The organism is Bacterioplanes sp. CLAM21 (assembly GCF_059641015.1).
The window spans coordinates 2,758,480-2,783,903 of record NZ_CM184929.1 but is presented as its reverse complement, the minus strand read 5'-3'; the positions used below and the strand labels follow the sequence as shown (position 1 = coordinate 2,783,903).

The window sequence follows — 25,424 nt, the reverse complement described above, 5'->3', positions numbered from 1 at the left end:
TTCCTCTAAAGCCAACAAAAACTGCTGGCCAGGTATCGGTGTGTTAGCCCTTCACAATGCTTAATATGCGTTCCCGATAATGCTGAGCCAGATCTCGGCATTTTTGCAGTCGGTCTTTTTCCGCTTCAATTTTTGCGGCCGGCGCGCGGCTAACGAAGCCTTCGTTGGCCAGTTTGTTACTGATCTTCTGTGCTTCCTGTTCAAGTAAATCCACCTGCTCCTGCAGGCGCTCAATGTCTTCTTCCGGTGGGATTTGTGAGGCTGCCGAATGTGCCATGGCGGAATATCTCCTTAAAATTTGGCCTTGTCTCGCGACAATTGCTGTCACACTGCTTTAAAGAATAGTCTACTCTGGGGAGTTTGCTTTGAAATTGTGCCAGTCTGGCTGAGTGGTGGTTGTCTTTAACGTGGATCTAAGTCACCCGCTGTGAGGGCTTGCGCTAATGGGCTGCCAGTAAATGACGGATACGCCAAAAGAATTAGGGCGTGGCGCCTGTCTGTTGTGCCCTTGATTGATCCTGCAGGGAATAGGGTGAATCTGAGTCGTTTCGATAGTGGTGGCGTAAAAGGTTGGATGCAAGGGCGCATAGCCTGGAACTTTGCCATCCCAAAGGTGCCGTGCATTCTATCCAGACTGTGTTTTTGCTATCTTGCGCGCTTCATTTATTGGCAGGGACGTGATCATGATGATCAAAAAAATCTTCGTAGTTTCTCTTTTGTGGCTGACCTCAGTCTCTTGTTTGGCTGAGGTCGAAACCTATTCTATTAATACCGAGTACAACGGGTTTAGCATCGTTTATCCAAGGTTGGATCTACATACTCTTGATGGCATTGATTTAACAGTTGAAAAAAAATCGATCGCAGGAAGCGCTGAGGTTGAAACAGTTATCAAACGGGTGGAGTTCAAGTTGGCCAATGCTACCAACCTTGTTGCGACGAACCTAGTTGATGGTGCCGAGCACGAGGGTAAATACAGAGCCATCCTGACGGGGCCATGGGTATTCAAAAAACTGCTGGTTGAGATCTCGGCTGCAAACTTTAGTGATGGCGCTGCTGCCCAGTATCAAGTTAAGGCAATTGATAAATTCTCCGCGACTAACGCTTTGGTTGAATCAGATGGTGCCGGTCTGATTTTTGGTGGTGGTTCGTTAATTGATACTACTAAAGATTCTGTCGTTGATGTGGTTCGCACTGAAGTCGATGGAAAATTGGTGGTTCTGAAATTGTTTGGTCGTATTAAGAATAATCAAGCACGTATTGAGGCGACTTGGATGGGGCGGGGAAGTCGAATTTTAAGTCTTGACGCAAACCATATTGTAGGTAGCAAAGTGAAAACGCTAAAGCTAGGTGCTGAAGCGTTTGAAATAATCTTTGAAGGTGAAAGTGGCATTGAACCTCGGATTGTTTCATCGAGTTTGAGCGACTTATTGCATGAAGCCTTTGATGCCTAGTGGTCAGGCGTATATAGGGCGGGTTAGGAATGGTTTTTGTTTAAAATCTAATCTATAAGTTCGTTTGCCTATTTTGATAATTGTTCCGCATATGCGTGACGCTTGTGTGTGGATGAGATGGCAGGCGAAGCTTGTCGGCGCTCTTTTGGGGCGCCGACACTGCTGCGAAAGAAGACTGGTGACTCAGTAATGCTCTCAGCTGCCTGCTGGTCTTGATTCGGCGTGGCGGCGGGTGGCTAGTTGCAACGAGATGATTTGGCCTGCGGTTTCACCTACAATGTCGGCCTTTCATTGGTAAGGTGGTAATCATGAGCGATAAACCCGAACTGCCCGATCATTTGTCGGTAAACCCCAAAAGCAAGTTCTATGCAGAAGAGTACTTTGAGCATGAGATTGGCATTCGTTTGAATGGCAAAGAGCGCACTAACGTCGAAGAGTACTGTATCAGTGAGGGCTGGGTGAAAGTGTCTTCACCAACGGCAAAAGATCGTTTCGGTAATCCTATGCTGATGAAGCTAAAAGGCGAAGTAGAAGCATTTTATAAGTAAGTGCAAAGCTTAAAGCACAACTAAAAAACGCCCTGGCGACAAACCAGGGCGTTTTTTATTGGTCTTGAGAAGGGCGCTGGTTACAGCGCCTTGATTTTCTCAATCTGGTCTTTCAGCTTGATAATATCACGCTCAAAGCCTGTGGCTTTTTCTTTCTCTTTATCGATCACGGCAGCAGGTGCCTTGTCGGTAAAGCCTGGGTTGCCGAGCTTGTTGGTTACCCGCTCCAGTTCTTTGCCGAGCTTTTCAATCGACTTGTTAAGGCGAGCCACTTCAGCGTCTTTATCAATAAAGCCAGCCATGGGGATCAAGACTTCCATCTCGCCCACCAGCTGAGTGACTGACATCGGCTCTTCGTCGCCGTCGTTGAGCCAGGTGAGTTTTTCCAGTTTGGCCAGTTTCGTTAAGAAGGTCTGGTTTTCTTCGGCGCGGCGGAAGTCGTCGTCATCACCGTTTTTAAACAGCAATTCCAGGGGCTTGCTAGGTGGAATATTTTGCTCACCACGGATATTGCGCACCGCAGTAATCACGCCTTGCAGCCAAGCGATATCGGCTTCTGCTTCGGCGTCTATCAGTTCTGGCTGAGCAATGGGGTACTGGGCCAGCATAATGGTATCGCCAGCATCGGCTTTGCCAGCCAGCTCTTTGATTTGCTGCCAGATCGACTCAGTGATAAACGGAATAATAGGGTGCGCCAAGCGCAGAGTGGCCTCTAGTACGCGTACCAAGGTGCCTAGTGTGCCGCGCTTTTCCTCTTCGCTTGTGTTCTGGTTTTGCAGAATTGGTTTAGACAGCTCCAGATACCAGTCGCAGTATTCGTTCCAGATAAACTCATACAGTGTCTGTGCTGCCATATCAAAACGGTACTGGTCGAGATGACGGCGAACTTCGCTTTCGGCGCGTTGCAAACGGGAAATAATCCAACGATCGGCCAGTGATAAAACGCCGGCTTCACCATTGGCGCCACAAGCGACCTTCATCTCATCCGTTACGGCAATGGCTGTGCCTTCGGCGGCAGCTTTTTCTACCGCGTCTTCACCAGCCACTTCTCTCATAACGTAGCGCGAAGCGTTCCATAATTTATTACAGAAATTACGGTAACCTTCTAGGCGTTTCATGTCCCAGTTGATGTCACGACCGGTGGATGCCATTGCTGCCAAGGTAAAGCGTAAAGCGTCGGTACCGTGTGGGCTGATGCCTTCAGGGAATTCTTTTTTGGTGCGCTTGGCGATTTTTTCAGCCAGCTTGGGCTGCATCATATTGCCAGTGCGCTTGCCGAGTAATTCGTCCAACGAAATACCGTCAATCATGTCCAGTGGGTCGAGCACGTTGCCCTTGGTTTTGGACATTTTTTCGCCCACTTCATCACGAATCAGGCCGGTGACGTAAACGGTTTTAAATGGAACTTGCGCTTTGCCATTTTCATCTTTAATGAAATGCATGGTCATCATGATCATGCGCGCCACCCAGAAGAAAATAATATCAAAGCCGGTTACTAACACATCGCTAGGATGAAAGTCGGCCATGCGCTTGGCTACTTCCGGGTCGTCCAGGTTTGGCCAACCTAAGGTGCCAAAGGTCCATAGCGCGGACGAGAACCAAGTGTCGAGTACGTCGTTATCCTGGATGAGCTCAACGTCAGCGGCCAAGTTGTTTTGTTGGCGCGCTTCTTCTTCGTTGTGAGCGACATAAACGTTGCCTTCCTCGTCATACCAGGCAGGAATGCGATGTCCCCACCACAGTTGGCGAGAAATACACCAGTCCTGAATATCACGCATCCAGGAGAAGTACATGTTTTCATAGTTTTTCGGTACGAATTCGATATCACCGTTTTCGACTGCTTCGATGGCGGGCTTTGCCATGGTCTTGGCATCGACGTACCACTGGTCAGTCAGCATGGGTTCGATAACGACGCCGCCGCGATCACCAATAGGGACGGATAATTCGTGGTCTTTGATGCTGTCGACCAGACCTTGCTCTTCCAGGTCAGCAACGATGGCTTTGCGAGCAGCAAAACGCTCCAAACCACGGTATTTTTCTGGAATAAAACCAGACAGTTCGTTGTTGACGCTGCCGTCGCTGTTAAACGTCTGTGCTTCGTCGCGAATATCGGCGGTGAAGGTCAAAATATTGATCATGGGCAGCTGATTGCGCTTGCCCACTTCGTAGTCGTTAAAGTCGTGCGCTGGAGTGATTTTTACGCAGCCAGTGCCTTTTTCCATATCAGCGTGCTCATCGGCAACGATAGGAATACGACGGTCAACCAATGGCAGAATAATCTCTTTGCCGATCAGGTGCTGGTAGCGCGGGTCTTCTGGGTTTACTGCAACGCCAGTGTCGCCCAACATGGTTTCAGGGCGAGTCGTGGCCACGACAATGTAGTCTTTACCATCTTGCGTAAGTGCACCATCCGCCAACGGATAACGCAAATGCCACATAAAGCCTTTTTTATCGTGATTTTCTACTTCAACATCCGATATGGCGGTGCACAGTTTGGGATCCCAATTAACCAAGCGTTTGCCGCGATAAATCAGGCCATCTCGATGCAAACGAATAAACACTTCCTGAACGGCTTTGTAAAAGCCATCGTCCATGGTGAAGCGCTCGCTGTCCCAGTCTACCGAGTTGCCGAGGCGGCGCATCTGGCTGGTAATGGTGCCGCCAGAATGTTCTTTCCACTGCCAGACTTTATCGATAAAGGCGTCACGGCCCATGCTGTGGCGATCTGGCTGGCCTTCGGCGGCCAGTTTGCGCTCGACCACCATTTGCGTGGCGATGCCGGCATGGTCGGTGCCTACTTGCCACAAGGCTTTGTGACCGTCCATGCGCTTGTAGCGGGTCAGAGCGTCTTGCAGAGTATGTTGGAAGGCGTGGCCCATGTGCAGTGAGCCAGTGACATTGGGCGGCGGAATCATAATGGAGTAGCCAGGTCCGTCCAGGCCTTGCTGATAGGGGCTAAAATAGCCTTGTTGTTCCCATTGTTGATACCAAGCTTGCTCTAAGGCGCTGGGTTTGTAGGTCTTGTCCATAATCTGCTGCTAACTAATCTAAGTCGAAAAATGGCCCAAAGTATAACCGAAGACGGCCCGTGCATGCACGGGCCGTCTAGGTGTTGGCAGCGGTAGTGACAGTGTTAGGAATAGAGCAGTTGTTTTAATCGCTGGCGCAGCTTGTAACGCAGTGTGGGCAGCATTTCTTCTACCAGATCGTCTAGCAAGGCCTGCTTTTGTTGCTCCGTCAGCTTGGGCACATCTTCTAGCAAGTCATGGTTGGCTGGCGGTGTGCGTGATTCGCTCGGGCGAATTAATGTTTGGTGAGCCTGCTGGGCATCGGCTTGAGCGGCGGCGCGCTCTTGTGCCAAGCGTTCAAGAATCGATGCGGGCAGAAACGGATTGGCGCCACTGGCTACAGGCTCATCACTGTCGTCATCGTCTATCTGCTCAAGCATGTCGATGATGTCAGGACCTTCTTGTTCGTCATCACCTAGGCCTAACAAATCCGCGGCGCTTAACAGCGGGGCGCTGCTTGGCGCTGCGCTGTTTGGGGAGTTGTTGGCTGTGCTGGCGGTGGTTAATACAGTGACCTTGGCGGCTACTGCTTCATCTGTATTGATGTCATGCTGCTGCCTAGGTTTGACCTCTGCTACCGGCGCCGCTGTTGGTACCGCTTTAAGCGTCGGTATTTCCGTGGCAGGGGCTTTGCTGTTTACAACGCTGTCGGCGTTGATGCTCACGACTGCCGCGCGGGTACCGTCGTCGACCGTGTCTTGTGGTTGCCAGTCGTCGTCAAATACGTCATCCAGCAGCGGGATATCGTCCATGCTGAAGTCGCCAGCCTCTTGTTCGCTGCCTGGTTCGCTGGCGGCGTCGTCGAGCACTTGCTGCAGTTTTTCCAACTCATCCAGCAGGCTTCGGGATTTATCGTTCATTCACGCTATCTCATGTCGTGATCTGTGATCGGGTAACCCCGATCACGCAGGTATTTATAATGCTCACGAGTGTAGTGCAGGACGTCTTCCTGTTGTACTACCACCTCTGAGAGCCTTTCAAAGCGGCCGACAAACCCTGGCAGGCGGCTGCTCAAATTCACTAGCAGTTGATGGTGCGGCCCTGGATCATTATGCCAGCAGATATGCACCGGCGCTGCTTCAATCGGTTGATTCGGATGAAGTAGAGTATGCGGCACAAAGGCCTGCGGTTGAAAGGTCCACAATAACTCATCTAATGCCTGGGCTTGATCCTCGGAATCTACTTGCACCAGCACATCACAGCCTTGGCGTAGCAACGCTTGAGAAATCAGTCGACAGGCGAAGTGCCACTGCGACTGGGTATCGTTATCGGGCAAGATATAAAAGTGTGCATGGGTCATATCGAGCCCTCGCATTGTGTGCTTGGTTGCGCGCGAAACAACCAGCTCAGATGTTGGTGCAAGGTGGTGTGAAAATCACGCTGCAAGAAGGTGAGTGGCGGCTGGCTGATGGCCGCGGCTACCGCTGCACTGGGGTGGCAGATATGCCAGCAGCCGATCATGGCTTGCTGCACATGCAGTAGTAAGGTCATGGCCGTCGGCAGCTCTAAGCACAGCCAGTTAGCCAGCAGTTGCGCAAAGCGTTGCAGTAACGGCAGCAACTGTAATTTGAAGTCGCGCGCTTCATCAGTCGTCAGGTTTTGCTCTAACACCGTATGTAAAATGGCATTGAGCTGACAGAACACCGGATGTCGAGCCATCACCTCAACGCATGCCTTTGCGGCATCCGTCGAGCGCGGCTGTTGCTCGGCGTCTTCTACTAACCGTTGTAGCTGCTCGACGAATAAGGCCAAAAACAAGGTTTCTTTGCTGCGAAAGTAGCGATACAGCGCCGCTTTGCTGATGCCGCTGCGCTGAGCAATATCGTTTAAGTTGACTTGGTCGTATGAGTGGCGCGCAAATGCTTCGCTAGCAGCCTGCAAGATCTGCTGTCGTCGCAGCGCTTTTTGCTGTGGGCTTTTCGCACGTTGGGCAATGACAATGTCACAAACGCTCATGATGGTAGTTCCGCTGATTCGACCCAGTGTATCACGCGCTCGATGCGGCTTGGCAGCGGCGTCGGAAGTGATGCAGGCGAACGTCGATGTCGACCTGTAAATCCCCTTGAGCGACCAGGGCATCACGTGCCTCGCTACTGGTACGCCAGTAATGTGGCGTCATCATAATCAGGTCGTGCAACAGCTCCTGTGGTACCTCAACCTGGTATTGAATCTGCTGCTGCTGCAGCAACTCAAACTGCGCCGCCATGGTGCGCTCGGGGTCAAATCCTGACGCTTTTACCTGGGGGTAGAGTGCCTGGCGCAACTGCAGCAGATGCTGATCGCCGGTCGACAGGGTAAAGACGTTTCCCTCTGGCTTAAGGGCATTAGCAAACTGCTGTGGCATCAAGCGGGTAAAGAGGCAAGTGATCGCATCGAGCTGGCCTGGCAGCAGCGGTAGCTGTGCGCCGGACGCCACCAGCCAGCAAATTTGCTGGCTGCGTTTGGCGGCGGCTTTGATCGCATCTTTGGAAATATCGACACCGTATACCTGAGTCGTAGCCCCCAATGCCTGAGCCAGTCGTGCTGTGTAATAGCCTTCGCCGCAGCCGATATCAGCCAATTGTTTAACGTCTGTCGCTTGGCGGATGTGCTGCTCTAGCGCGTCGCTGATGGGCTGGTATAAGCCGCTGTCGAGTATGCGGCTGCGAGCGCTGACCATGTCGGCACTGTCACCGGGTTGGCGTGAGCGTTTGTGCTGCACCGCCAGCAGGTTGAGGTAGCCCTGGCGAGCGCGATCGAAACTATGTCCGGCATCGCACTGCCAGCGTTTGTGGTCGCTGCTGGTGAGGGCCTGGCCGCAATGCGGGCAGGCAAGAATCCATTCATTCATGAGGCCAGCAACAGCTCCAGCATGCGTTCGTACATGGCGGTTAGGGTATCCAGGTCTTGTGCTTTGACGCGTTCATTGACCTTGTGGATGGTGTCATTGCAGGGACCCAGTTCAAGTACCTGAGCGCCGGTTGGGGCAATAAAGCGGCCATCAGAGGTGCCACCTGCGGTTGATAGCTCGGTGTCGTAACCAGTCACTTCAGCGATGGCTTGGCGGGCCGCATCCACCAGTGGGCCGTGATCGGTTAAAAACGGTAGGCCGTTGACGGTCCAGTCAATGTCGTACTGCAAACCAAAGCGATCAAGAATGGCATGGGTGCGCTGCTTAAGCTGGTCGGCAGTCACTTCGGTAGAGAAACGGAAGTTAAATACCACCTCCATTTCGCCAGGAATGACGTTGGTGGCGCCAGTACCCGAGTGAATATTAGAAATCTGGAAACTGGTGGCCGGGAAAAACTCATTGCCTTCGTCCCAATGCTCTGCTGCCAGCGCAGCCAAAGCCGGAGCGGCTTGATGGACTGGGTTGCGAGCCAGATGTGGGTAGGCGACATGGCCCTGAATACCGTGCACATGCAGTACCGCACCCAAGGAGCCGCGGCGACCGTTTTTCACGACATCGCCAACGCGATCGGTTGACGACGGTTCGCCGACAATGCACATATCAATTTTTTCATTGCGCGCTTCTAGGGTTTCAACCACCTTAACGGTGCCGTTTTTGGCCGGGCCTTCCTCATCGCTGGTAATCAAAAAAGCAATGGAGCCTTGGTGGTTGGGATGTTTGCGCACGAAGTTTTCTACCGCCACCACCATGGCCGCCAGTGAGCCTTTCATATCGGCGGCGCCGCGTCCGCACAGCATACCGTCGCTATCGACTTCTGGTTCGAAAGGCGGATGCTGCCAGTTGCGCTCTGGCCCTGTCGGCACCACGTCAGTATGGCCGGCAAAACACACCAGCGGGCCTGAGTTGCCACGTCGAGCCCAGAAGTTATCGACTTCGTCAAAACGCAGTGGTTCGCAGTCGAAACCTTGCTTCTGTAAACGTTGCATCATCAGTTGTTGGCAGCCGTCGTCCTCGGGAGTAACGGAGCGACGGGAGATCAGATCAAAGGCCAATTCTAGTGTGGGAGTCATAGGGGTCCGGCTGATTTGTCGAGAGTGGCTGATAAAAGTCGCGCATGATAACACAGCCCTGCGTGCACAGCTGCGTTGCCTTCCGCATTCGCGGTGGTACCATACGCCGCTTTCTGTGCCGACCGGCACCCTAAGCAATTTGAGTGAGCACGCAAAAATGACAGAGTCACTGACCCTGGAGCAATTGAATACGGTTCTGCAGGAAGCTGATTTATTAAAAACAGAACAAGACGTCGAAAACGCCCTGGATAAACTGGCCGCCGATATTACCGCTCGCTTGGCTGATCGTATGCCGGTTGTTTACAGCATCATGAATGGCGGCCTGGTAATGGCGGGGCGACTACTAACCAAACTGCCGTTTGCACTGGAGCAAGGCTACATGCATGCCACCCGGTATCGCGGTGAAACTCAGGGACAAGCCGAACTGCAATGGCAGGCGCCGCCGTCCATTCCTATGACGGGCCGCACTGTGCTGATCCTGGATGACATCTTTGATGAAGGAAATACCCTGGCCGAAGTGGTGAAGGCTTGTAAGCAGCAAGGCGCGGAAGAAGTGTTGACGGCCGTGCTGGTTAATAAGGTGCATGATCGAAAGAGTACGGATCTCACGATAGATTTTGTTGGAATGGATGTTGAGGATCGCTATGTCTTTGGCTGTGGTATGGACTACCGCGGTTACTGGCGCAATGCTCCTGGTATCTACGCCGTTAAAGGCCTGTAAGACCATTAATGCAGCGATGGTTGGCTCTTCGGAGCTAATCATCGTGCTGCAGTCCCTCCTGTAGATCTACCTTGGTTTCTCTTTCTCCACCGCAGCAGTAACAAGGCATAAGCACTCGGGTTACAAAATCCTGCTAGAAGCCTAAGCAGAGCCGACTAGAGTTAGTAGTCATTGTGTTGTCGGGCTAGGGTGGGCGCTTATGCATGCGGAACTGATCAATCCATTTATTCAGACCATCAATCATATTCTTCATACCATGGCAGCGACTTCCTGTGCTCATGGTGCTCCATTTGTTAAGCAAGACAGTGCGCCACTGGGCGATGTAACGGCCATTATTCCGATGCAGGGCGACGGCGTCGCTGGCTCACTTGCCATCAGCTTCTCGGCGTCAACCATTATTGGCATTACCACGGCGATGTTGGGCGAGGAGGTGTTGGAGCTGGACGAATCTTGCACCTCATTAACTGGTGAGCTAACGAATATGCTGTCGGGTGGTGCACGGCAGCTGCTGGAGCAACGCGGTTATGATATTGATATGGCGCGGCCTAATTTGCTGCAAGGCTCAGAACCTATATGTCACCATGGCAGCAGCCCTGTGATTGTTATTCCCTTTGATAGTCAGCATGGCGACTTCTTTATTGAGCTGACCATGACGGTGCAGCCATAACGGCCATTGAATGGTCGTGAGTAAACAAGGGTAAAAGCAGTGGGGTGGTGAATAAACGTTGCCTAATATGACGATGCTTTCTGAGGGAGATAGAAGTATTTATGGCTGTCGCACGTGTTCTGACCTTGCTGCCCATCACTGTGTTGCTGACCGCCTGTGCCTTCAAGTCTGCGCCTGATCCTTCAGAGTTAGATACCCGCCCAATACTCCCCGATAATTTTCTCGCCCAGCAGGGTGCTTTGGGTATTGATGCTTGGTGGCAATCCTGGGCCGATCTTGCGCTGCAAGATTGGATTAAACGTGCGCTGCAAAACAACAACTCTTTGCAAGCCGCTAGGCAGCGTTATGCTCAAGCTAAGGCCAGTGCAAAGGCGTTAGGATCTGAGCAATTCCCGTCAGTGAATGCTGAACTTGGCCGCTCGCGCGTTATCAATGGTGGTGACAGCTCATCGGCGTCTAATCGCTGGAGTGCGGGCTTATCAGCGAGTTACGAGCTGGATATTTGGGGGCGCATCAACGCATTAGATGAGCAAGGCCAGTTATCGATGTTAAGTCAGCAGGCTAAAGTGCGTTTGCAGCGCACCTCGGTTATTAGCCAGGTCAGCTTATCTTGGTATAACTGGCAGGCTGAAAGAGCCCATCTTATTTTGCTGCAGCAACAACAAAAACGGCTGCAGGAAGCACTGCAAGTGATCGAAGGGCGCTTCCGCCGTGGACTGGTCACGGTCGCTGATGTCTGGCAGCAGCAACAACTGATCGAAGCCAATCTGGCAGAGCAAGCCAGTGCCCAAGCCCTGCAAGAAAACCATTGGCAAACCTTGCGCCTTTGGATGGGGGGGAATGTTCAGGATTTACCGGCTGAATTAACCCCGCTGCCGACCTTGCCATCATTGCCAACCCAGATACAGTTGCAGGCCTTGCAACAGCGTCCAGACGTCCAGGCTGCTTGGTATCAATTGCGAAGTGATGATGCGGCATTGGCCGCTGCGGTTGCTAATCGCTATCCGCGTTTATCGTTGTCGGCCAGTGTGACTTCGACGTCGGCAGGTTTTGCTGATTTGTTTGATAACTGGCTGGCGAATCTGGCCGCCAATTTAATGTTACCCCTGATCGATGGCGGTCAGCGCCGGGCTGAAGTGGCGCGTCAGCAGGCGGTCGTTAAAGAGCAGATGGCCAATTATCGTCAAACTTGGCTGCAAGCCGCACATGATGTTCAGCAGGCCCTGATCAATGCTCGACAAGCCGGTCTGCAGGTTGACAGTGTGAGTCGTCAATTATCTCTGGCGCGTAAAAATGAAGCCTTTCAGGCCAGTCGTTATCGCAAAGGCGTTGCCGACTTTTTAAGTTTGTTAAATGCTCAGCAGGATGTATTACAGCTGGAAAATCAGCTGCTGCAGTGGCAGCAACAGCAGCTGCAGTCTCACATTAATTTTTATACCTCCCTCAGCCCAGGTGCGGATATTTTGAGTGTTAACCGGTCCTAAGGATATTTGATTGATGCAAGCTTCATTAAAAACCGCCGTGTTCAGTGTGGTGGTGTTGCTGGCGGCAGCAGCGGTTAGCTATGGCATAGTGGCAACGGCTCCTAAGCCTGGTAAAAAAAATGCCACTGATCCGGCGCGATTGGTGGATGCTCAGCCGCTACAGCGCCAATCCTCTCGACCTACCTGGCGTAGCGGGGGCGTTGTGCAAGCTGCAGAGCAGGTCAGTTTAACGCCACAAGTGAGTGGGCGAGTGGTTGCTCTGTCGAAGGATGCGGTTCCAGGTGCTTGGCTAGAGCAAGGTTCCTTGCTGGCACAGATTGAGGATGACGATTACCAGTTATTGCTGGCTCAGCGTATGGCGGCGGTGACTCAGGCCAAAGCTGATCTGGATATTGAACGCGGTGAAGCAGCGTTAGCGCGTGAAGAATATTCATTGTCGGGGCAGGCGCTGTCGTCTGCAGAGCGTGCGTTGGTATTGCGAGAGCCACAGCTGGCAAAAGCCGAGGCGGCGCTGGCTAATGCACAAGCATTGCTGCAGCAGGCCCAGCTCGATGTAAAAAGAACCCAAGTACGTATGCCCTTTGATGGCCAGCTATTAAGCCGTTCTGTGAGCAGCGCTAGTTATGTTACGCCGAGCAGTTCAATGTTTGAGTTGGTGCGCACCGACACCTTTTGGCTAGAAGTTCGCCTACCACGACATTTTTTGCCTTGGCTGGATGTCGATCAACCCGTCATCGTGCGACAGCCTAATTGGCCCAAAGGCCAGCAGCGTCATGCTCGTGTTGTTAATGTGTTGGCGGGCGTGGACAGTTCCGATCGCCAAGCCCGGGTTTTGCTGGCCATTGATCAGCCGCTAAATGGCACACCCAACGTGTTGGTCAATGAATACTTGGACGTCACTGTGGTGGGTAAAACCATTAATGAGGCCTACGCCGTTGCCGTTGATTTGCTCAATGATGATGACAGTCTTTGGGTTATTCGTGACGGGCAGTTACGGCAGTTACAGCCGGAGATTATTTATCGAGACCGTGAACAGGTTTGGTTAAATGCGGCGATTGAAGAGGGTGATCAACTGTTGCTCAGTCGCATTGATGCGTTAACAGAAGGCATGGCCGTGCGCGTTGCTAACGAGGTGCCTGGCAGTGACTGATTATACTCGTGGTCCGATTGCTTGGATGGCTCGCCATGGGGTGGCGCCCAATTTATTGATGTTGTTTTTAATCGTTGGCGGCTTAGTCATGTCGCTCAATATTCGTAAAGAATTTATTCCACCTTTTGAAGCCGATATGGTGCTGGTCAGCGTTGGTTATCCCGGCGCAACACCCGAAGAAATGGCGAATGGTGTGATATTGCCGATTGAAAACGAATTGTCTCAGCTTGATGGGTTTAAAGAAATTCGTGCTGAAGCGTCGCAAGGGTCAGCGCTGGTCACGGTAGAGCTGGAAAATAGCACCGATAAACAGCAGGCTTATCAGGACATTCAACAGGCAGTTAATCGTATCAGCACTTTTCCGGCACAAATTGAGCGGCCAGTGGTGCGCGTGGCCAGTCGCTCCATTGAAGTGATGGAGCTGGCGCTGTTTGGTCCACTCGATAAATTTGCCCTCAAGCGCTTAGCAGAACAGATTCGTGAAGAACTGCTGTCATCGCCGGATATCAGTAAAGTCGACATATTGGGTGCACCAGAAGAAGAGGTGCATGTTGAAGTCACTCAGCAGGATTTACAACGCTATGGCTTAACTCTGCAGCAAATTGCCGGTCATATCAGCGCCAATGCACTTGAACAGTCGGCCGGTGAAGTGAAATCACCGGGCGGTGATATGTTGGTGACGCTGGATGACAAAGCTTATTGGGCCGAAGAATTTCGTCGTCTGCCTTTAGTAGCAGATGACGCCGGCGTGCAATTGCAGTTGGGCGATATAGCCGATGTGACTGAAGGCTTTGCCGACAGCAATGAGCAGGTGACTTACAATGGCCAAACGTCATTGCGATTTGATATTCATCGCGCCGAGAATCAAACGCCATTAACGGTGGTGGAAGCGGCGCATAAAAAACTCGCCAGTATTCGTGCAACCTTGCCGCCCGGCGTTGAGTTATTAGTCACGGATGATGATGGTAAAACCTACCGTGAGCGGGTTGGTTTGTTGCTCAAGAACGCCGCCATTGGCTTGATTCTGGTGTTGGTATTGCTCAGCGTTTTTCTTGAATATCGTTTGGCCTTTTGGGTCACTATGGGCATTCCTACCGCTTTTCTCGGTGCTTTGATGTTGCTGCCTGCAGCCGATATTTCAATCAATATGATTTCTATGTTTGCCTTTATTGTGGCTCTGGGCATTGTTGTTGATGACGCCATTATTGCAGGCGAAAATATTTATGAGCATATGCAAAGTGGCATGCCCTTTATGGATGCGGCAGTGCACGGTGCCAGAGAGGTGGCGATGCCCCTAGCGTTTGCCATCTTGACCAATATCGCTGCGTTTTTACCTTTGCTGGCGTTGCCGGGGTTTATGGGGAAGTTGTTTATTGCTATTCCTGTGGTGGTGATTTGCTGTTTTTTAATATCCTGGCTGGAAGCATTATTTATTTTGCCGACTCATTTAGGCCGTTTAAATAGGCAACCGGCCAGTAGATTAGGGCGGCGATTGGATGCCATACAAGACAGGGTTGATCAAGGTTTGCACCGATTTATTGAACGACGTTATAAACCCATATTGCAGCGTTGTTTGCAGCAGCCGGTGCTTACACTGGCGGTGGCCGTCGCGGTGGCCATGATGGTGCTGGCGGTGCCAGCCAGCGGGCGCATGGGCTTTAGCATGTTTCCGCGTTTGGAAGGGGAATTTGCGGTGGCCACCATTGAGCTGTATCCCAATGCACCCATTGCACAAGCGAATGCCATGCGACAGCGCTTAGAGCAAGCATTGGATGCGGTGGTGGAGCCTTTGGAAGTCGATGGGCAGGACTATGTTTTGAGTGTCGAGGGCCAGATTGAAGGCAGCCGGGTAGAAGTCGAAGCCCGGTTGGTGGATTACGACCAGCGAGTCATTAGCGCTGCCGAATTGGTTAAACGTTGGCGCCAGCAATTGGGTGAAATTGCCGGTATTCGCAGCCTGACCTTCGACTCTGAACGTGGCGGTGGTCCTTCCAGCGGGGCTGGATTAACGATTGAACTGCGTGGCGCCAGCACTGATGATTTGGCCGCTGCCAGCGCTGATTTGGCCGTCGAACTTAAAAGTATTGCCGGAGTCGCCGACGTTGCCAATAGTTTTACTTCGGGCACGCCGCAATGGCAGGTGTCATTGACTGCCATGGGCCGAAGTTTAGGGCTGGAGTCTCAAGAGGTGGCGCAACAGCTACGCGCCGCTTTGTACGGTGCCAGGGCGTTAAGGCAGCAGCGTGAAAGTAACGAAGTGACGGTGCTGGTTCGCTTGCCTGAGCATGAGCGACAGTTTAGTGCCGATATCGAACAACTTAAAATTCGCACCCCAGCAGGTGGCTATGTGCCTTTAATGGAGATCGCCGAGCTGTCAAAAAGTCGCTCGCCGGCCAGCATCAGTCGCCGCGATGGTCAGCAAATTGTGCGGGTAACGGCAGAAGTGGAGCCACGTGAACAAATTCCTGCGGTTATGTCATTGTTGCAGCAGCAAGTGTTCGCTGATTTGCGCTCCAAATATCCCAGGGTCGATTTTGGCTTTCGCGGCCGTCAGGCGGATACCGAAGAGAGTAAACAAAGCCTGATACTGTATGGCCTATTTTCCATGTTGCTGATTTATGTCTTACTGGCGATACCATTTCGCAGTTATAGCCAGCCGTTGCTGATTATGATGGTGATTCCTTTTGGTGCCGTGGGTGCCATGATGGGTCATCTAATGCTGGGTTATGGCCTTTCTATTATGAGTATAATGGGCATAGTGGCGTTGGCCGGGGTGGTGGTTAACGACAGTCTGATTTTAATTACGTACGCCAATCAAAGACGGCGGGAATGTCATCGCACCGCGGTGGAAGCGGCGGTGGACGCCGGTGTTCGACGCTTTAGGCCTATTTTGCTGACCACGCTGACTACCTTTGGCGGTTTGTCCCCTATGGTGTTTGAAACCTCGCGTCAGGCTCAGTTTATTACCCCGATGGCGGTTTCGTTAGGGTTTGGCATCTTGTTCACCACCTTTATCTGTCTATTGGTGTTGCCTGCGCTGTATGTGTTGTTGGATCGCATACAGTTAACGCTGCCGGTTCGCCACACCGATCCTGCTTACTAGGGCCTGTTAACACTAGTTAGCGCTTTGCTGCTGGACGTCAGTTCATCACAGCGTGATCAGGCCCTAGGCCCTCGCGCAGCTAGGCCGGCTTCTATACAATGCCGGCCTCCAGCATGCAGCCAGGTTTAGCGTTGCTCTGGTAATGACGCGCCAACATGGCTTTCTTTGATTTGATACGGAGTATCTTTGTGAGTTCATCTAAATGGATTGCTGCGGCAGTGGTCGTTGCCGGCGCCGCTGCATGGCCTTTTGCTGTTGGCCAGATCGCTAAACAACAAATAGAAACGAACGTTGTACAAACTGTGGGTCAGGGTGTCAGCGTTGCGCTAAATGATTACCAGGCTGGTTATCTAACATCGTCATTTAGCACGACTTATCAGATTGATGATCCTGGACCCGTCGCCTTATTTGAAGAACAGCAATGGCGCTTGCAGTGGGTGGTGCGCCATCAAGTGAGCCATGGCCTCACCGGCGTAACAATGGAATCAACTGTAGATGATTTGTCCTGGCCATTATTGGCCACCAGTGACATTGAGCTGAACGGTGATGCCAACATTCATGTCGCTTTGCAGCAGCATCAGTTCAGTGATGACGATATGCAAGTCGAGATTGCTGCCTCGGATCTCTATGCTCAAGTGCGTGGCGATGCGGTGACTTTCCAGTTAAACGCACCGACTGTGGTAATGACTGGCGAAAAAAACGTCAGGCTAAGCTTTAATAATATTACCAGTGAAGGTGATATCAATGGCGCCAGCCGCTTGGGTCTGGGCGCGCAGAATTTTCATATCGACACTATTCGCAGCGAAAATGCCCCCGACGGCGACCTAAATATTGCTGATGTAGACATATCAGCGGCTTTGACCGAGCACAATGGTCGTTTGGATTATCAGTTTGATATGAGTCTGGCAAAGATTGAATTACCGGATGCTCCTGCTGGCAGCATGGCCATGACGTGGCTGCTGAAAGACGTTGACTCGGTTTCAGTATTAGCCCTGAGTGAGAAGCTTGAACAAGCTGACGCCGAGTCTCAGTTTATGACGGATGCAGATGCCATGCAGGCCCTGGATACCTTGATGACGCGTGGTTTTTCGTTTTCAGTCAGCAAATTATCGCTAAATGTGATGAACCAACAGTTTGACGGTAGCTTGAACTTGACCATTCCCGAAGGCACCAGCGGTGTTTTGCAAAATCCACAGCTGTTGGTGGCAGCACTGCAAGGCAAGTTGGATGCAGATTATCGTGGCGATTTGATGGGCAACGCTCAGTTGCGCCAGCAGTTAGAAGGTGCCGTGAGTGCAGATCTGTTGCAGCAAACCCCTAACGGTTATCAGCTTGGTGTGTCGTTACAGCAGGGTGAGTTAACCTTTGCTGGCGGCAAAAAAATGCCGTTACTGCAATTGCTGGCACCCTTTACGCAGTCTTAATTTTACGCAGTCCTAACTGCTAAATCCGGCCCTATCGCTGTTGTTTTTATCATGGCCACTTTGCGATGGGGTTGGAGCTTTTCCAGGGTTAACCGCAGCTATTTATACCTGTTTGCAATATCATTTCTTTCCATCTTCGGGCCGTGATTGTCTTTGTCACTCTCAAATGAGTGTTAACGATTTATCGCTATTTATGTCTTTAGCTGATCTGCTAGCCAATGATAAAAACACCTTTCCATTGGTGATGTTTGCTCGCGACTAACAAACCTCCAGCTAGCGGCGGGCAATGATGTGTCGCTAATCGGCATCAGTAAGCCATTTTGTAATTCTCTGCTGATTAAAACTTGACTGACTAGAATCGCGCCTTGTCCGGCTATGGCGGCTTGAATGGCGTGGGATTCGTCAGAAAAATGTATTTTCTGTTGCAGGCAGATACGCCATCGCTGACTGCAGCGCTGTTGCCACTGGCGCCATTGCGGCATTGGGAGTTGCTGGTTATGCCAGTCGTAATGCAGTGTCGGAATCAAATCCTGGCTGGCTGCATAGTGGGGCGCAGCCACCACAATAAAATGATCATCGACCAAATGGCTGCCGGTTTTACCATCATCACTGCAGCGAAGCGCGATATCAATGGTGCCATGGGCTGGGTTTTGCACACTGACCTGACTCTGGATGCGGATATCACATTTGGGGTATTGCTGATACCAGTCACTGAGGCGTGGGATCAGCCAATGACTGGCAAATGCGGGAGTGCAGGCGATGGTGAGTGAAGTGCTTTTATTAAACAGCGATGTGATCGATTGCTGCAAAGTTTGCAATGGTAGATCAATGGCTGCCAACAGTGCTTGGCCATCGCTGGTGAGTTGTAATTGGCGTGACTGACGGACAAATAGCTGTTGTTCTAATTGTGATTCCAGTTGGCGCATGCGATGGCTAATCGCGGTGGCAGTGACTTGATGCAACTCGGCGGTTTGTCGAAAGCTTAAGCAGCGGGCAGCGCTGGCAAAGACCTGTAATGTATCTAAAGATAGCGATGACAGGCCAGTTGCAGATGTTAAATGCATGAGAATATCTCAGCTATGGACGAGAATAAGTCATTTTTCGCGCTAATTTAGCATAGGTATCTTATTTGGGTTGAATAAAACTCATTGATTTGGAGTGCCTATGTCTACCCTGTTGCGTCTTGATTCCAGTGCCCGAGCTGGCTATTCCGACCGTCAATCACATGGCTCACATTCTCGCCGCCTGACTCGACAGTGGGTTGAATGGCTGACACAACGACAGCCAGAACTGCAGGTGAGTTATCGGGATGTCGGCGCCAATCCACCACCACCGGTAACGGGTGATTGGATACATGCGGCATTTACGCCCGCCGCTAAGCGTGAAGCTTGGATGATGCAAACCTTGGCGTTGAGCGACGAGCTGGTGGCTGAGTTAAAGCAGGCAGACATGATTATAATGGGTGTGCCTATGTATAACTTTGGTCCGCCTGCGGGTTTTAAAGCCTATCTGGATAATATTGTTCGTGTCGGTCTAACGTTTGGATTTGATCGTCAGCGCAGTGGTGAACCCTATTGGCCATTACTAACCGAGTTGCAGCAGAAGGTGGTTATTGTCTCTTCACGTGGTGACTATGGTTACGACGATGAGTGCCGCATACAGCATTGGAACCATGTGGAGCCGGCCGTTGAAACGGCACTCAATTACATGGGCATTCGCCAAATACAGCGTTTAACGGTTGAGTATGACGAGTTTACTGACCAACGCCTGCAGCAATCGCTGCTACAGGCCGAACAGCGTATCGATCAAGTGTTGGGGCCTTGGTTATTAGGGCCTATTAACACTATTTAGCAGCTCTGCTGCTGGACGTCAGTTTTTTGAGGCATGAGGCGTGTGGTTTAACGGGTTAAATAAGCAACGAATAACGCGACTCAGGGAAAAACGGACTCCAGCCCTTTGGGGTATGGCTGAAAAGCCCTCAATCTGTGTTGCTCATCCTTCATTTAACTCGTTAAGCATCACTCTTCGTGCCTTGATTGAGGGATGTTCAGTTGATACCAGCATGATCGGAATAGTGTGAACAGGCCCTAGTTAAAGAAGCCTGTTTGATGTCATAACTGAAGGGACATCTCTAGCCGATATCGCCGCGCTGATATTCCTGCTCTAAGTCGTCGGTGTAACCTTTAGGTGGTGGCGTCCAGCCGCGTTCCGATCGGCTATGGCGGTCGTCAGGTTCGTCCTGCATGGCCGCTGAAATGCTGGCCTCCATTTGCAAAAATAGCTCAGTATATTCGTGGCTGATTTTCTTTTCTTCGCCTTTTGCTTTCCATGCTTCAAACAGTTGCTGTGAATGCTGCCGCTCCAAGTTGATAAATGCACGCTTTAATTGCTCAGCTCTAAATGGATGTATTCCCAGAGAAGTCAAAGCTTCGCCACCTAGCTGCAGAGCTGAATGGTAGGTTTCACTGACGATCCAATCGGCGCCGGCGTCTTTTAAGGCAAAATAATGTGGCCGATCAAAGGCTCGTACCAAAATGCGCACCTTGGGGTAAGTCTGTTTAACATAGCGAGTCAGCTCAATGGATACCTCACGCTGGTCGATGGCAATAACAAATAAGTGGGCGTCGGCTATGCCGGCGGTATGCAGCAAGTCAGGCCGGCTGGCATCACCGAAAAAGCTTTTGATTTTTACTCGGCGTACATTTTCGACTTGTGTTAGTTCGTGATCGAGTACAACGGTAGAAAACCCGTTAGCACGTAATAAACGACTGACGATCTGACCAAATCGACCAATGCCAGCGATAATCACTTTACCTTGTTCGTCGATGGTGTCGGCATTTCTCTGATTGGCGTGATGCCTATAACGCGGCAAAATTAACTTATCAAAGGCGATAAATAGAGCGGGTGTTAAGAACATTGACAGTGCTACTACCATAGATAATAGCTGTGCTAGCTCGGCCGGTAACACATGGTTTTGAACACTGTAGGACAGCAATACAAATCCAAACTCGCCAGCCTGGGCCAAACTTAGCGTAAATAGCCAGCCATTGCTGTCTTTGATATGAAATATTTTCGCCAATGCTAGCAATATGGCAGCCTTGCCGATAATCACAGCCAGGGTCATGATGATTAATGTGCTGGCTTGCTGTTGCAGCATGTCAAAGCTAATACCTGCACCAACGGTGATAAAAAACAGCCCAAGAAGCAGGCCTTTAAACGGCTCAATATTGCTTTCCAGCTCGTGTCTAAATTCTGAGTTGGCCAGTACTACGCCAGCTAAAAAGGCGCCGAGTGCTGGTGATAGCCCGACCAAACTCATTAATGCGGCAATGCCAATGACCAGCATTAGTGCTGTGGCGGTAAATATTTCTCGCAAGCCGGAATTAACCACGTATTTAAAAATAGGGCGGCTGAGGAAGTGGCCGCCAATAACGACAAAGGCGACGGCAGAAATCACCACCAGTGCGTGAATCCAAGCTGGAAGGCCGGTCACTAGCGACAATTCATTATGAGCAGCTGTGGTATTGCTGAGCGCCACTAGCTCTGGTAATGCCAGTAGTGGAATGAAGGCTAAGATGGGGATGACGGCGATGTCTTGGAATAGCAATACAGAAAATGCGCTGCGCCCACCTTCGGTATTACTAAGTCTTTTTTCTTGCAAGGTTTGCAACACAATGGCGGTCGACGACAGAGCAAAGATCAGCCCTATGGTTAACGCAATGCTCCAGGTTTGTCCGGCGACGCTGGCGATGCCCATAACAACCAATGCCGTCAGCCCTACTTGCAGCCCCCCTAAGCCGATTAACTTATGACGCATTTGCCATAGGCTGGTTGGGTCCAGTTCCATGCCGACCAAAAACAGCATCATGACAACGCCGAATTCGGCAAAGTGCTGAATGGTGGCGGTTTCCTGGCCTACCAGGCCCGTCACTGGGCCAATGATGACGCCGGCCACCAGATAACCCAATACAGAACCTAAGCCCAATCGCTTAGCCAAAGGCACGGCAATGACGGCAGCGATCAGGTAGATAAATGCCTGCACAAAATAACTGGTCATGGGTTGGCCTCCTGTAAGCGGCCAGTCCAGAAGTCGTTAAGGGTGGGGTAGTCGACAGCGTCGTTGAGGTTAATCTGCTCAGAGATTATGTGCGCGAGCAGATTTAGCCAGTCGGCCTTATGCTGCTGCGCGCGGCCATCATCCAAAGCGGTGCGAGCGCTAAACAGCACCAGCGGAGGCACATAGGTCATGTGGGTTAAGTTGGCTGTTTGCTCCAGCGGCTGTAATAGCTCGCGAATGGTGAAATGGTTGTAACCTTGGTGCTGATAGCCCTTTTCGCTGCCGCCAGCCGATGTGACGCAGAAGAAGTGTTTACCTTGCAACGCCGTTCCGTGAGAGCCATAGGCAAAATCGTGCTCTAGCACTAAGTCCTGCCACTCCTTCAGTAAGGCCGGCGTTGAGTACCAGTACAGCGGGAACATAAAGACGATGACATCGTGCTGGCGTAATTGCTGTTGTTCGGCCTCTATGTCGATATCAAAGGTCGGGTAACGGGCGTAAAGGTCGACCAATGTCACCTCAGGGTGATCTGCAGAGGCGTTAAATAGCAGCTGATTGATTTCGGATTTATGCAGGGCGGGGTGTGCGAAAAGGATCAGAACACGCTTCATGGACAGCTCATAAACAAAGTGTATATGGGCAGATTAGACAGTGTCGTCGCGTTAGATGCGACTGTTTTGCGTGATCTGGAGTAACTCTGCAGTTTTAGAGCGGTTGGAGAGCAATCGGCCGCAAGCCAGCGTCTGTTGATGACGCCAGCCTGCGAGGCAGAGTTTACAGCCCGTGGCTGCGACGAACGTCGTTTAACGTGCCGCGTTTTTCTAATGTGCGGAAGGCTTCTTGTATACGTTGAATTGCGCGTGGGTCGGTATCTGGGTTAAGACCGAGATACAAATCCATGCGTTCAAACTCCAGAATTGGCTTCAAATCAACGATATCAAAAGCGTCGGCAGCGACATAAGGGCCAGCTAGTCGATCAGAAATCCACAAGTCGACCTGGCCTAGTTCTAGCCGGCGCGGATTAAAACGATCGTTGCTGATGGCAGACACGTTTAGCCCCATCTTGGTGAGCTTATCCGTCATCGCATCGCCAGTATAACCACCAATGGTGTACTTCTTGGCATCGTCCAACGAGCTTAACTTGATGTTCGAGCCAGGCGCGGCAAATAGCGTCCAGCGCAATGACGTCAATGGGCCCACCATGACGAATTGTTTGTCCCGCTCAGCGTTGCGAGCCATACAAAACAGACCGTGATTGGGTTTTTGAGTGGCGCGGCTCAGGCCAGCTGACCAGTTTCTTAGCCGCATGTCATACTCAACCCCAGCCTCTTTCATGATGGTTTTCACCAGATCGGTACACAAGCCGGTAATTTCGTCGGCGCTGTGAGCGAATGGCTCGGAGTTTGATGTCATGTTGTAAGGCGGAAACTGCTCAGTAAATAGCCTCATGATGGGCATTTCAGCAGCCGATAACGGTTGAATGATCAGCACCAGCGCCAAGCTGGCGAGAATGCGTCTAGTCAGGGTCATAGTGGCTCTCTCATGGTTGAGTTAACGACAGTGTAGGAAACGCTCAGGAATTTGCTGTACCTGGCCTATTGCAACAGCTGTGCGGCAATGATGCCCAGCCCGGAAGATCCGACCACCGCCAGCGCCAGATTGCCGCCTTTCACCCGATAGCTCACCTCAGGATGGCGTTTGCGGCTGATGTACACCAGTGCAGCAGGCAGCAACAGTGCCAATACAGCCAAAGCAATGGCCGCGTACCCCAGCGCTGCGATAAAGCCTTGTGGGTAGTACAGGGCAAATAGCAGCGGTGGAATAAAGGTGATCAAACCCACCGCGAAACGACCAAAGCGTTTATCGTTGGCTTTTAGGGTGTCGGCCAGGAAATCGAACAGCCCTAGGCTGACTCCCAGAAATGAGGTGGCCAACGCTAGGTCAGCAAACCAGGAAATACCGCTGGCGACGGTGGGCTGATCAATAACGGCGCGAATGGCTTGCATAAAATCTGGCAACGATTGACTGCGCTGCAGTTCATCGGCGCCGAGACTGCCGAAACTGGCCAGTTGCCACAGCAAATACACCAACAGCGGCAAACTCGCCCCCCACAATAAAGCACGGCGCACGCTGGAGATATCCAGGTCGAGATAACGAACAATCGATGGGATGCTGCTGTGAAAGCCAAACGAGGTAAATACCACAGGTATGGCGGTCAGTAACAACCCTTGCTGCAACGGCAAATCAACCAGGTGGGTGGTGCGAATATGAGGAGTGATCAAAATCAGTGATGCCACCAGGGCGATGATTTTGAGGGTAAACAGGCCGCGGTTAATGATGTCTACTTGGCGCGTTCCCAGAATAACGACCGTGGCGACCAGCAGGGTAAAGGCCAAGGTGCCGCTGAAGTCTGGGATATCGGGCAGCCACTGTTGCAGGCTATGCTGCATTTGCCCACCGCCGCCAGCAATATAGGCGGCGCATAAGCTGTACAGTAAAAACAAAATGGCTGCCGAGGCTAGCCATTGGCCGTGACGGCCCAGAAACTGGTGTGCTAAACGATTGAGGGTGGCATTGGCATCAGCGTGCTGGTGCAGCTCGAGCATCAGCAGGGCGGTGTAGGTCATCAATGCCCACATGGCAACTAATAAGAAACTGGCATTGACTATGCCTAAGCCAGCGGAGGCTAAAGGCAGGGCTAACATACCGGCACCTATGGTGGTGCCAGCGATAATCAGCGCACTGCCGACAACGCGGCCGCGATGATTGGATGCATTCATAAGGGGGACTCTGACAAAAGCGCGCGATAGTAATCATCTTGTCAATGTTTGTCATCTGCCGTCTGTCGGATCGGTCAACATTCTGCTGGTATGTCGCTGCTCAATAACTGAACCAGGGCCTTAGTTGCAGGGCCTGAATGTTCTTCGCGAGCATTGATCAAATACAGATCGACATAGCGTCTGGCGTCGTCGCTAAAGGGAATTTCTTGCAGATATCCGGCGTCCAGGTCGGCTTTAATCAGGTTACGTGGCATCCAGGCAAAGCCCAGGCCGCGGCGTACCATGTCCAGTCGTGTCAGTGGGTGAGAGACGGTCCAGCGTTGGTGTGCCCCGAGCCAGCCTTCTTCCCCCTGGCGCTGTTGTGAGCTGTCGCGTAATACAATTTGTCGTTGTTGGGGAAGATCATTAAAGGTGGCGTCGCGGCCCAGTTGTAATAATGGGTGCTGGGGTGCTGCCACGGGTAAAAACTCGCTGCGATGAATAAAACGACCGCGGTAACCGTCGGGTACGCGATGGGTGATGAGAATATCGATATCACCGGCGAGTAGCATGTCGTTGCCGCCGTTCAAGACAAACTCCTCCAACTCCAGGCGGGTGTCCGAGAATTGCTGGGAAAAGTGCTCAAAGCGCTGAAACAGCACCTCTGACGGATAGACGCTATCGACCGCCAAGCGGACCAGCGGCTCCACTCCGGCCACTAAAGCGTTGGCTAGCTCGTCGATACGCATGGCTTGTGACAGCAGCTGTTCAGCATGCAATAGCAGGTTGCGGCCATGGGGCGTTAGCAGCGCTTTTCTGCCTTCTACTTCTAATAGCTGCACCCCTAGCTGCTGCTGCAATTTGTGCACGCCGTAACTGATGGTGGATTGGCTTTTGTGAATGGCCTCGCTGGCCTGGGCATAGCCGCCGTGATCGACGACGGCTTTGAACATGCGCCACTGTTCTAAGGTCGATTTCATTTGTATTCCAATAAATCGAATGATCGCTGCCATATTATGGGATTATTATTCG

At 51.7% G+C, this 25,424-nt stretch carries 22 protein-coding genes; 9 read left to right on the top strand and 13 right to left on the bottom strand.

What is annotated here, in order from left to right; translation table 11 throughout:
- Nucleotides 1-43 precede the first annotated feature (43 nt).
- Nucleotides 44-277, bottom strand: coding sequence for a hypothetical protein (locus AC55FS_RS12645; RefSeq protein ID WP_496932617.1), 234 nt, complete (start codon nucleotides 275-277; stop codon nucleotides 44-46).
- Between the two features lie 406 nt (nucleotides 278-683).
- On the opposite strand from AC55FS_RS12645, the gene AC55FS_RS12640 reads away from it, so the two are divergent.
- Together AC55FS_RS12640 and AC55FS_RS12635 are read left to right on the top strand one after the other, a co-directional pair.
- Nucleotides 684-1,451: a hypothetical protein gene (locus AC55FS_RS12640; protein ID WP_496932616.1), complete on the top strand. Its 768-nt coding sequence runs from the start codon at nucleotides 684-686 to the stop codon at nucleotides 1,449-1,451.
- Between the two features lie 308 nt (nucleotides 1,452-1,759).
- Nucleotides 1,760-1,999 carry a DUF3297 family protein gene (locus AC55FS_RS12635; protein ID WP_496932615.1) on the top strand — a complete coding sequence of 80 codons (240 nt, stop codon included), beginning with the start codon at nucleotides 1,760-1,762 and terminating at the stop codon, nucleotides 1,997-1,999.
- 80 nt (nucleotides 2,000-2,079) lie between these two features.
- Here the strand turns inward: AC55FS_RS12635 and AC55FS_RS12630 are convergent, their stop codons facing one another.
- The 6 genes from AC55FS_RS12630 to dapE form a co-directional block, all read right to left on the bottom strand.
- A complete protein-coding gene (locus AC55FS_RS12630) occupies nucleotides 2,080-5,028 on the bottom strand; it encodes a valine--tRNA ligase (RefSeq protein ID WP_496932614.1) in 2,949 nt (982 codons plus the stop codon).
- Nucleotides 5,029-5,132: 104 nt separating this feature from the next.
- Nucleotides 5,133-5,927 carry a hypothetical protein gene (locus AC55FS_RS12625; RefSeq protein WP_496932613.1) on the bottom strand — a complete coding sequence of 265 codons (795 nt, stop codon included), beginning with the start codon at nucleotides 5,925-5,927 and terminating at the stop codon, nucleotides 5,133-5,135.
- A 5-nt stretch (nucleotides 5,928-5,932) separates the two neighbouring features.
- Complete coding sequence (locus AC55FS_RS12620; protein WP_496932612.1) at nucleotides 5,933-6,367, bottom strand: DNA polymerase III subunit chi; 435 nt, start codon at nucleotides 6,365-6,367, stop codon at nucleotides 5,933-5,935.
- Nucleotides 6,364-7,023 carry a TetR family transcriptional regulator gene (locus AC55FS_RS12615; protein WP_496932611.1) on the bottom strand — a complete coding sequence of 220 codons (660 nt, stop codon included), beginning with the start codon at nucleotides 7,021-7,023 and terminating at the stop codon, nucleotides 6,364-6,366. Before AC55FS_RS12615 ends, AC55FS_RS12620 begins: the two co-directional genes overlap by 4 nt.
- Nucleotides 7,024-7,054: 31 nt before the next feature.
- Nucleotides 7,055-7,897 (bottom strand): putative RNA methyltransferase, encoded by an 843-nt coding sequence (locus AC55FS_RS12610; RefSeq protein ID WP_496932610.1) that lies wholly within the window; start codon nucleotides 7,895-7,897, stop codon nucleotides 7,055-7,057.
- Nucleotides 7,894-9,027, bottom strand: a complete 1,134-nt coding sequence (gene dapE / locus AC55FS_RS12605) for a succinyl-diaminopimelate desuccinylase (protein ID WP_496932609.1) — start codon at nucleotides 9,025-9,027, stop codon at nucleotides 7,894-7,896. The genes AC55FS_RS12610 and dapE overlap by 4 nt, the downstream gene beginning before the upstream one ends.
- A gap of 157 nt (nucleotides 9,028-9,184) precedes the next feature.
- Between dapE and AC55FS_RS12600 the strand changes: the two genes are divergently transcribed.
- From AC55FS_RS12600 to AC55FS_RS12575, 6 genes are all read left to right on the top strand, one after another.
- Entirely contained in the window at nucleotides 9,185-9,748 is a 564-nt protein-coding gene (locus tag AC55FS_RS12600) for a hypoxanthine-guanine phosphoribosyltransferase (RefSeq protein WP_496932608.1), read from the top strand.
- 199 nt (nucleotides 9,749-9,947) lie between these two features.
- Nucleotides 9,948-10,415, top strand: a complete 468-nt coding sequence (locus tag AC55FS_RS12595; RefSeq protein WP_496932607.1) for a chemotaxis protein CheX — start codon at nucleotides 9,948-9,950, stop codon at nucleotides 10,413-10,415.
- A 101-nt stretch (nucleotides 10,416-10,516) separates the two neighbouring features.
- On the top strand, nucleotides 10,517-11,899 hold the full coding sequence (locus tag AC55FS_RS12590) for a TolC family protein (protein ID WP_496932606.1): 1,383 nt from the start codon (nucleotides 10,517-10,519) through the stop codon (nucleotides 11,897-11,899).
- Nucleotides 11,900-11,912: 13 nt separating this feature from the next.
- Nucleotides 11,913-13,049, top strand: a complete 1,137-nt coding sequence (locus AC55FS_RS12585) for an efflux RND transporter periplasmic adaptor subunit (RefSeq protein WP_496932605.1) — start codon at nucleotides 11,913-11,915, stop codon at nucleotides 13,047-13,049.
- Nucleotides 13,042-16,152, top strand: coding sequence for an efflux RND transporter permease subunit (locus AC55FS_RS12580; protein WP_496932604.1), 3,111 nt, complete (start codon nucleotides 13,042-13,044; stop codon nucleotides 16,150-16,152). The genes AC55FS_RS12585 and AC55FS_RS12580 overlap by 8 nt, the downstream gene beginning before the upstream one ends.
- Nucleotides 16,153-16,340: 188 nt before the next feature.
- Entirely contained in the window at nucleotides 16,341-17,576 is a 1,236-nt protein-coding gene (locus AC55FS_RS12575; RefSeq protein ID WP_496932603.1) for a DUF945 family protein, read from the top strand.
- 191 nt (nucleotides 17,577-17,767) lie between these two features.
- On the opposite strand, the gene AC55FS_RS12570 is transcribed toward AC55FS_RS12575, so the two are convergent.
- Nucleotides 17,768-18,640 carry a LysR substrate-binding domain-containing protein gene (locus AC55FS_RS12570; protein WP_496932602.1) on the bottom strand — a complete coding sequence of 291 codons (873 nt, stop codon included), beginning with the start codon at nucleotides 18,638-18,640 and terminating at the stop codon, nucleotides 17,768-17,770.
- A gap of 100 nt (nucleotides 18,641-18,740) precedes the next feature.
- On the opposite strand from AC55FS_RS12570, the gene AC55FS_RS12565 reads away from it, so the two are divergent.
- Complete coding sequence (locus tag AC55FS_RS12565) at nucleotides 18,741-19,427, top strand: FMN-dependent NADH-azoreductase (protein ID WP_496932601.1); 687 nt, start codon at nucleotides 18,741-18,743, stop codon at nucleotides 19,425-19,427.
- Between the two features lie 280 nt (nucleotides 19,428-19,707).
- Here the strand turns inward: AC55FS_RS12565 and AC55FS_RS12560 are convergent, their stop codons facing one another.
- The 5 genes from AC55FS_RS12560 to AC55FS_RS12540 form a co-directional block, all read right to left on the bottom strand.
- Nucleotides 19,708-21,633: a monovalent cation:proton antiporter-2 (CPA2) family protein gene (locus tag AC55FS_RS12560; protein WP_496932600.1), complete on the bottom strand. Its 1,926-nt coding sequence runs from the start codon at nucleotides 21,631-21,633 to the stop codon at nucleotides 19,708-19,710.
- The gene (locus AC55FS_RS12555; RefSeq protein ID WP_496932599.1) at nucleotides 21,630-22,244 is read right to left on the bottom strand and encodes an NAD(P)H-dependent oxidoreductase; all 615 of its coding nucleotides are present in this window, start codon (nucleotides 22,242-22,244) and stop codon (nucleotides 21,630-21,632) included. The genes AC55FS_RS12560 and AC55FS_RS12555 overlap by 4 nt, the downstream gene beginning before the upstream one ends.
- Before the next feature lie 163 nt (nucleotides 22,245-22,407).
- The gene (locus AC55FS_RS12550) at nucleotides 22,408-23,163 is read right to left on the bottom strand and encodes a substrate-binding periplasmic protein (RefSeq protein ID WP_496932598.1); all 756 of its coding nucleotides are present in this window, start codon (nucleotides 23,161-23,163) and stop codon (nucleotides 22,408-22,410) included.
- Nucleotides 23,164-23,228: 65 nt separating this feature from the next.
- The gene (locus AC55FS_RS12545; RefSeq protein ID WP_496932597.1) at nucleotides 23,229-24,413 is read right to left on the bottom strand and encodes an aromatic amino acid transport family protein; all 1,185 of its coding nucleotides are present in this window, start codon (nucleotides 24,411-24,413) and stop codon (nucleotides 23,229-23,231) included.
- A gap of 74 nt (nucleotides 24,414-24,487) precedes the next feature.
- The gene (locus tag AC55FS_RS12540) at nucleotides 24,488-25,372 is read right to left on the bottom strand and encodes a LysR family transcriptional regulator (protein ID WP_496932596.1); all 885 of its coding nucleotides are present in this window, start codon (nucleotides 25,370-25,372) and stop codon (nucleotides 24,488-24,490) included.
- Nucleotides 25,373-25,424 lie beyond the last annotated feature (52 nt).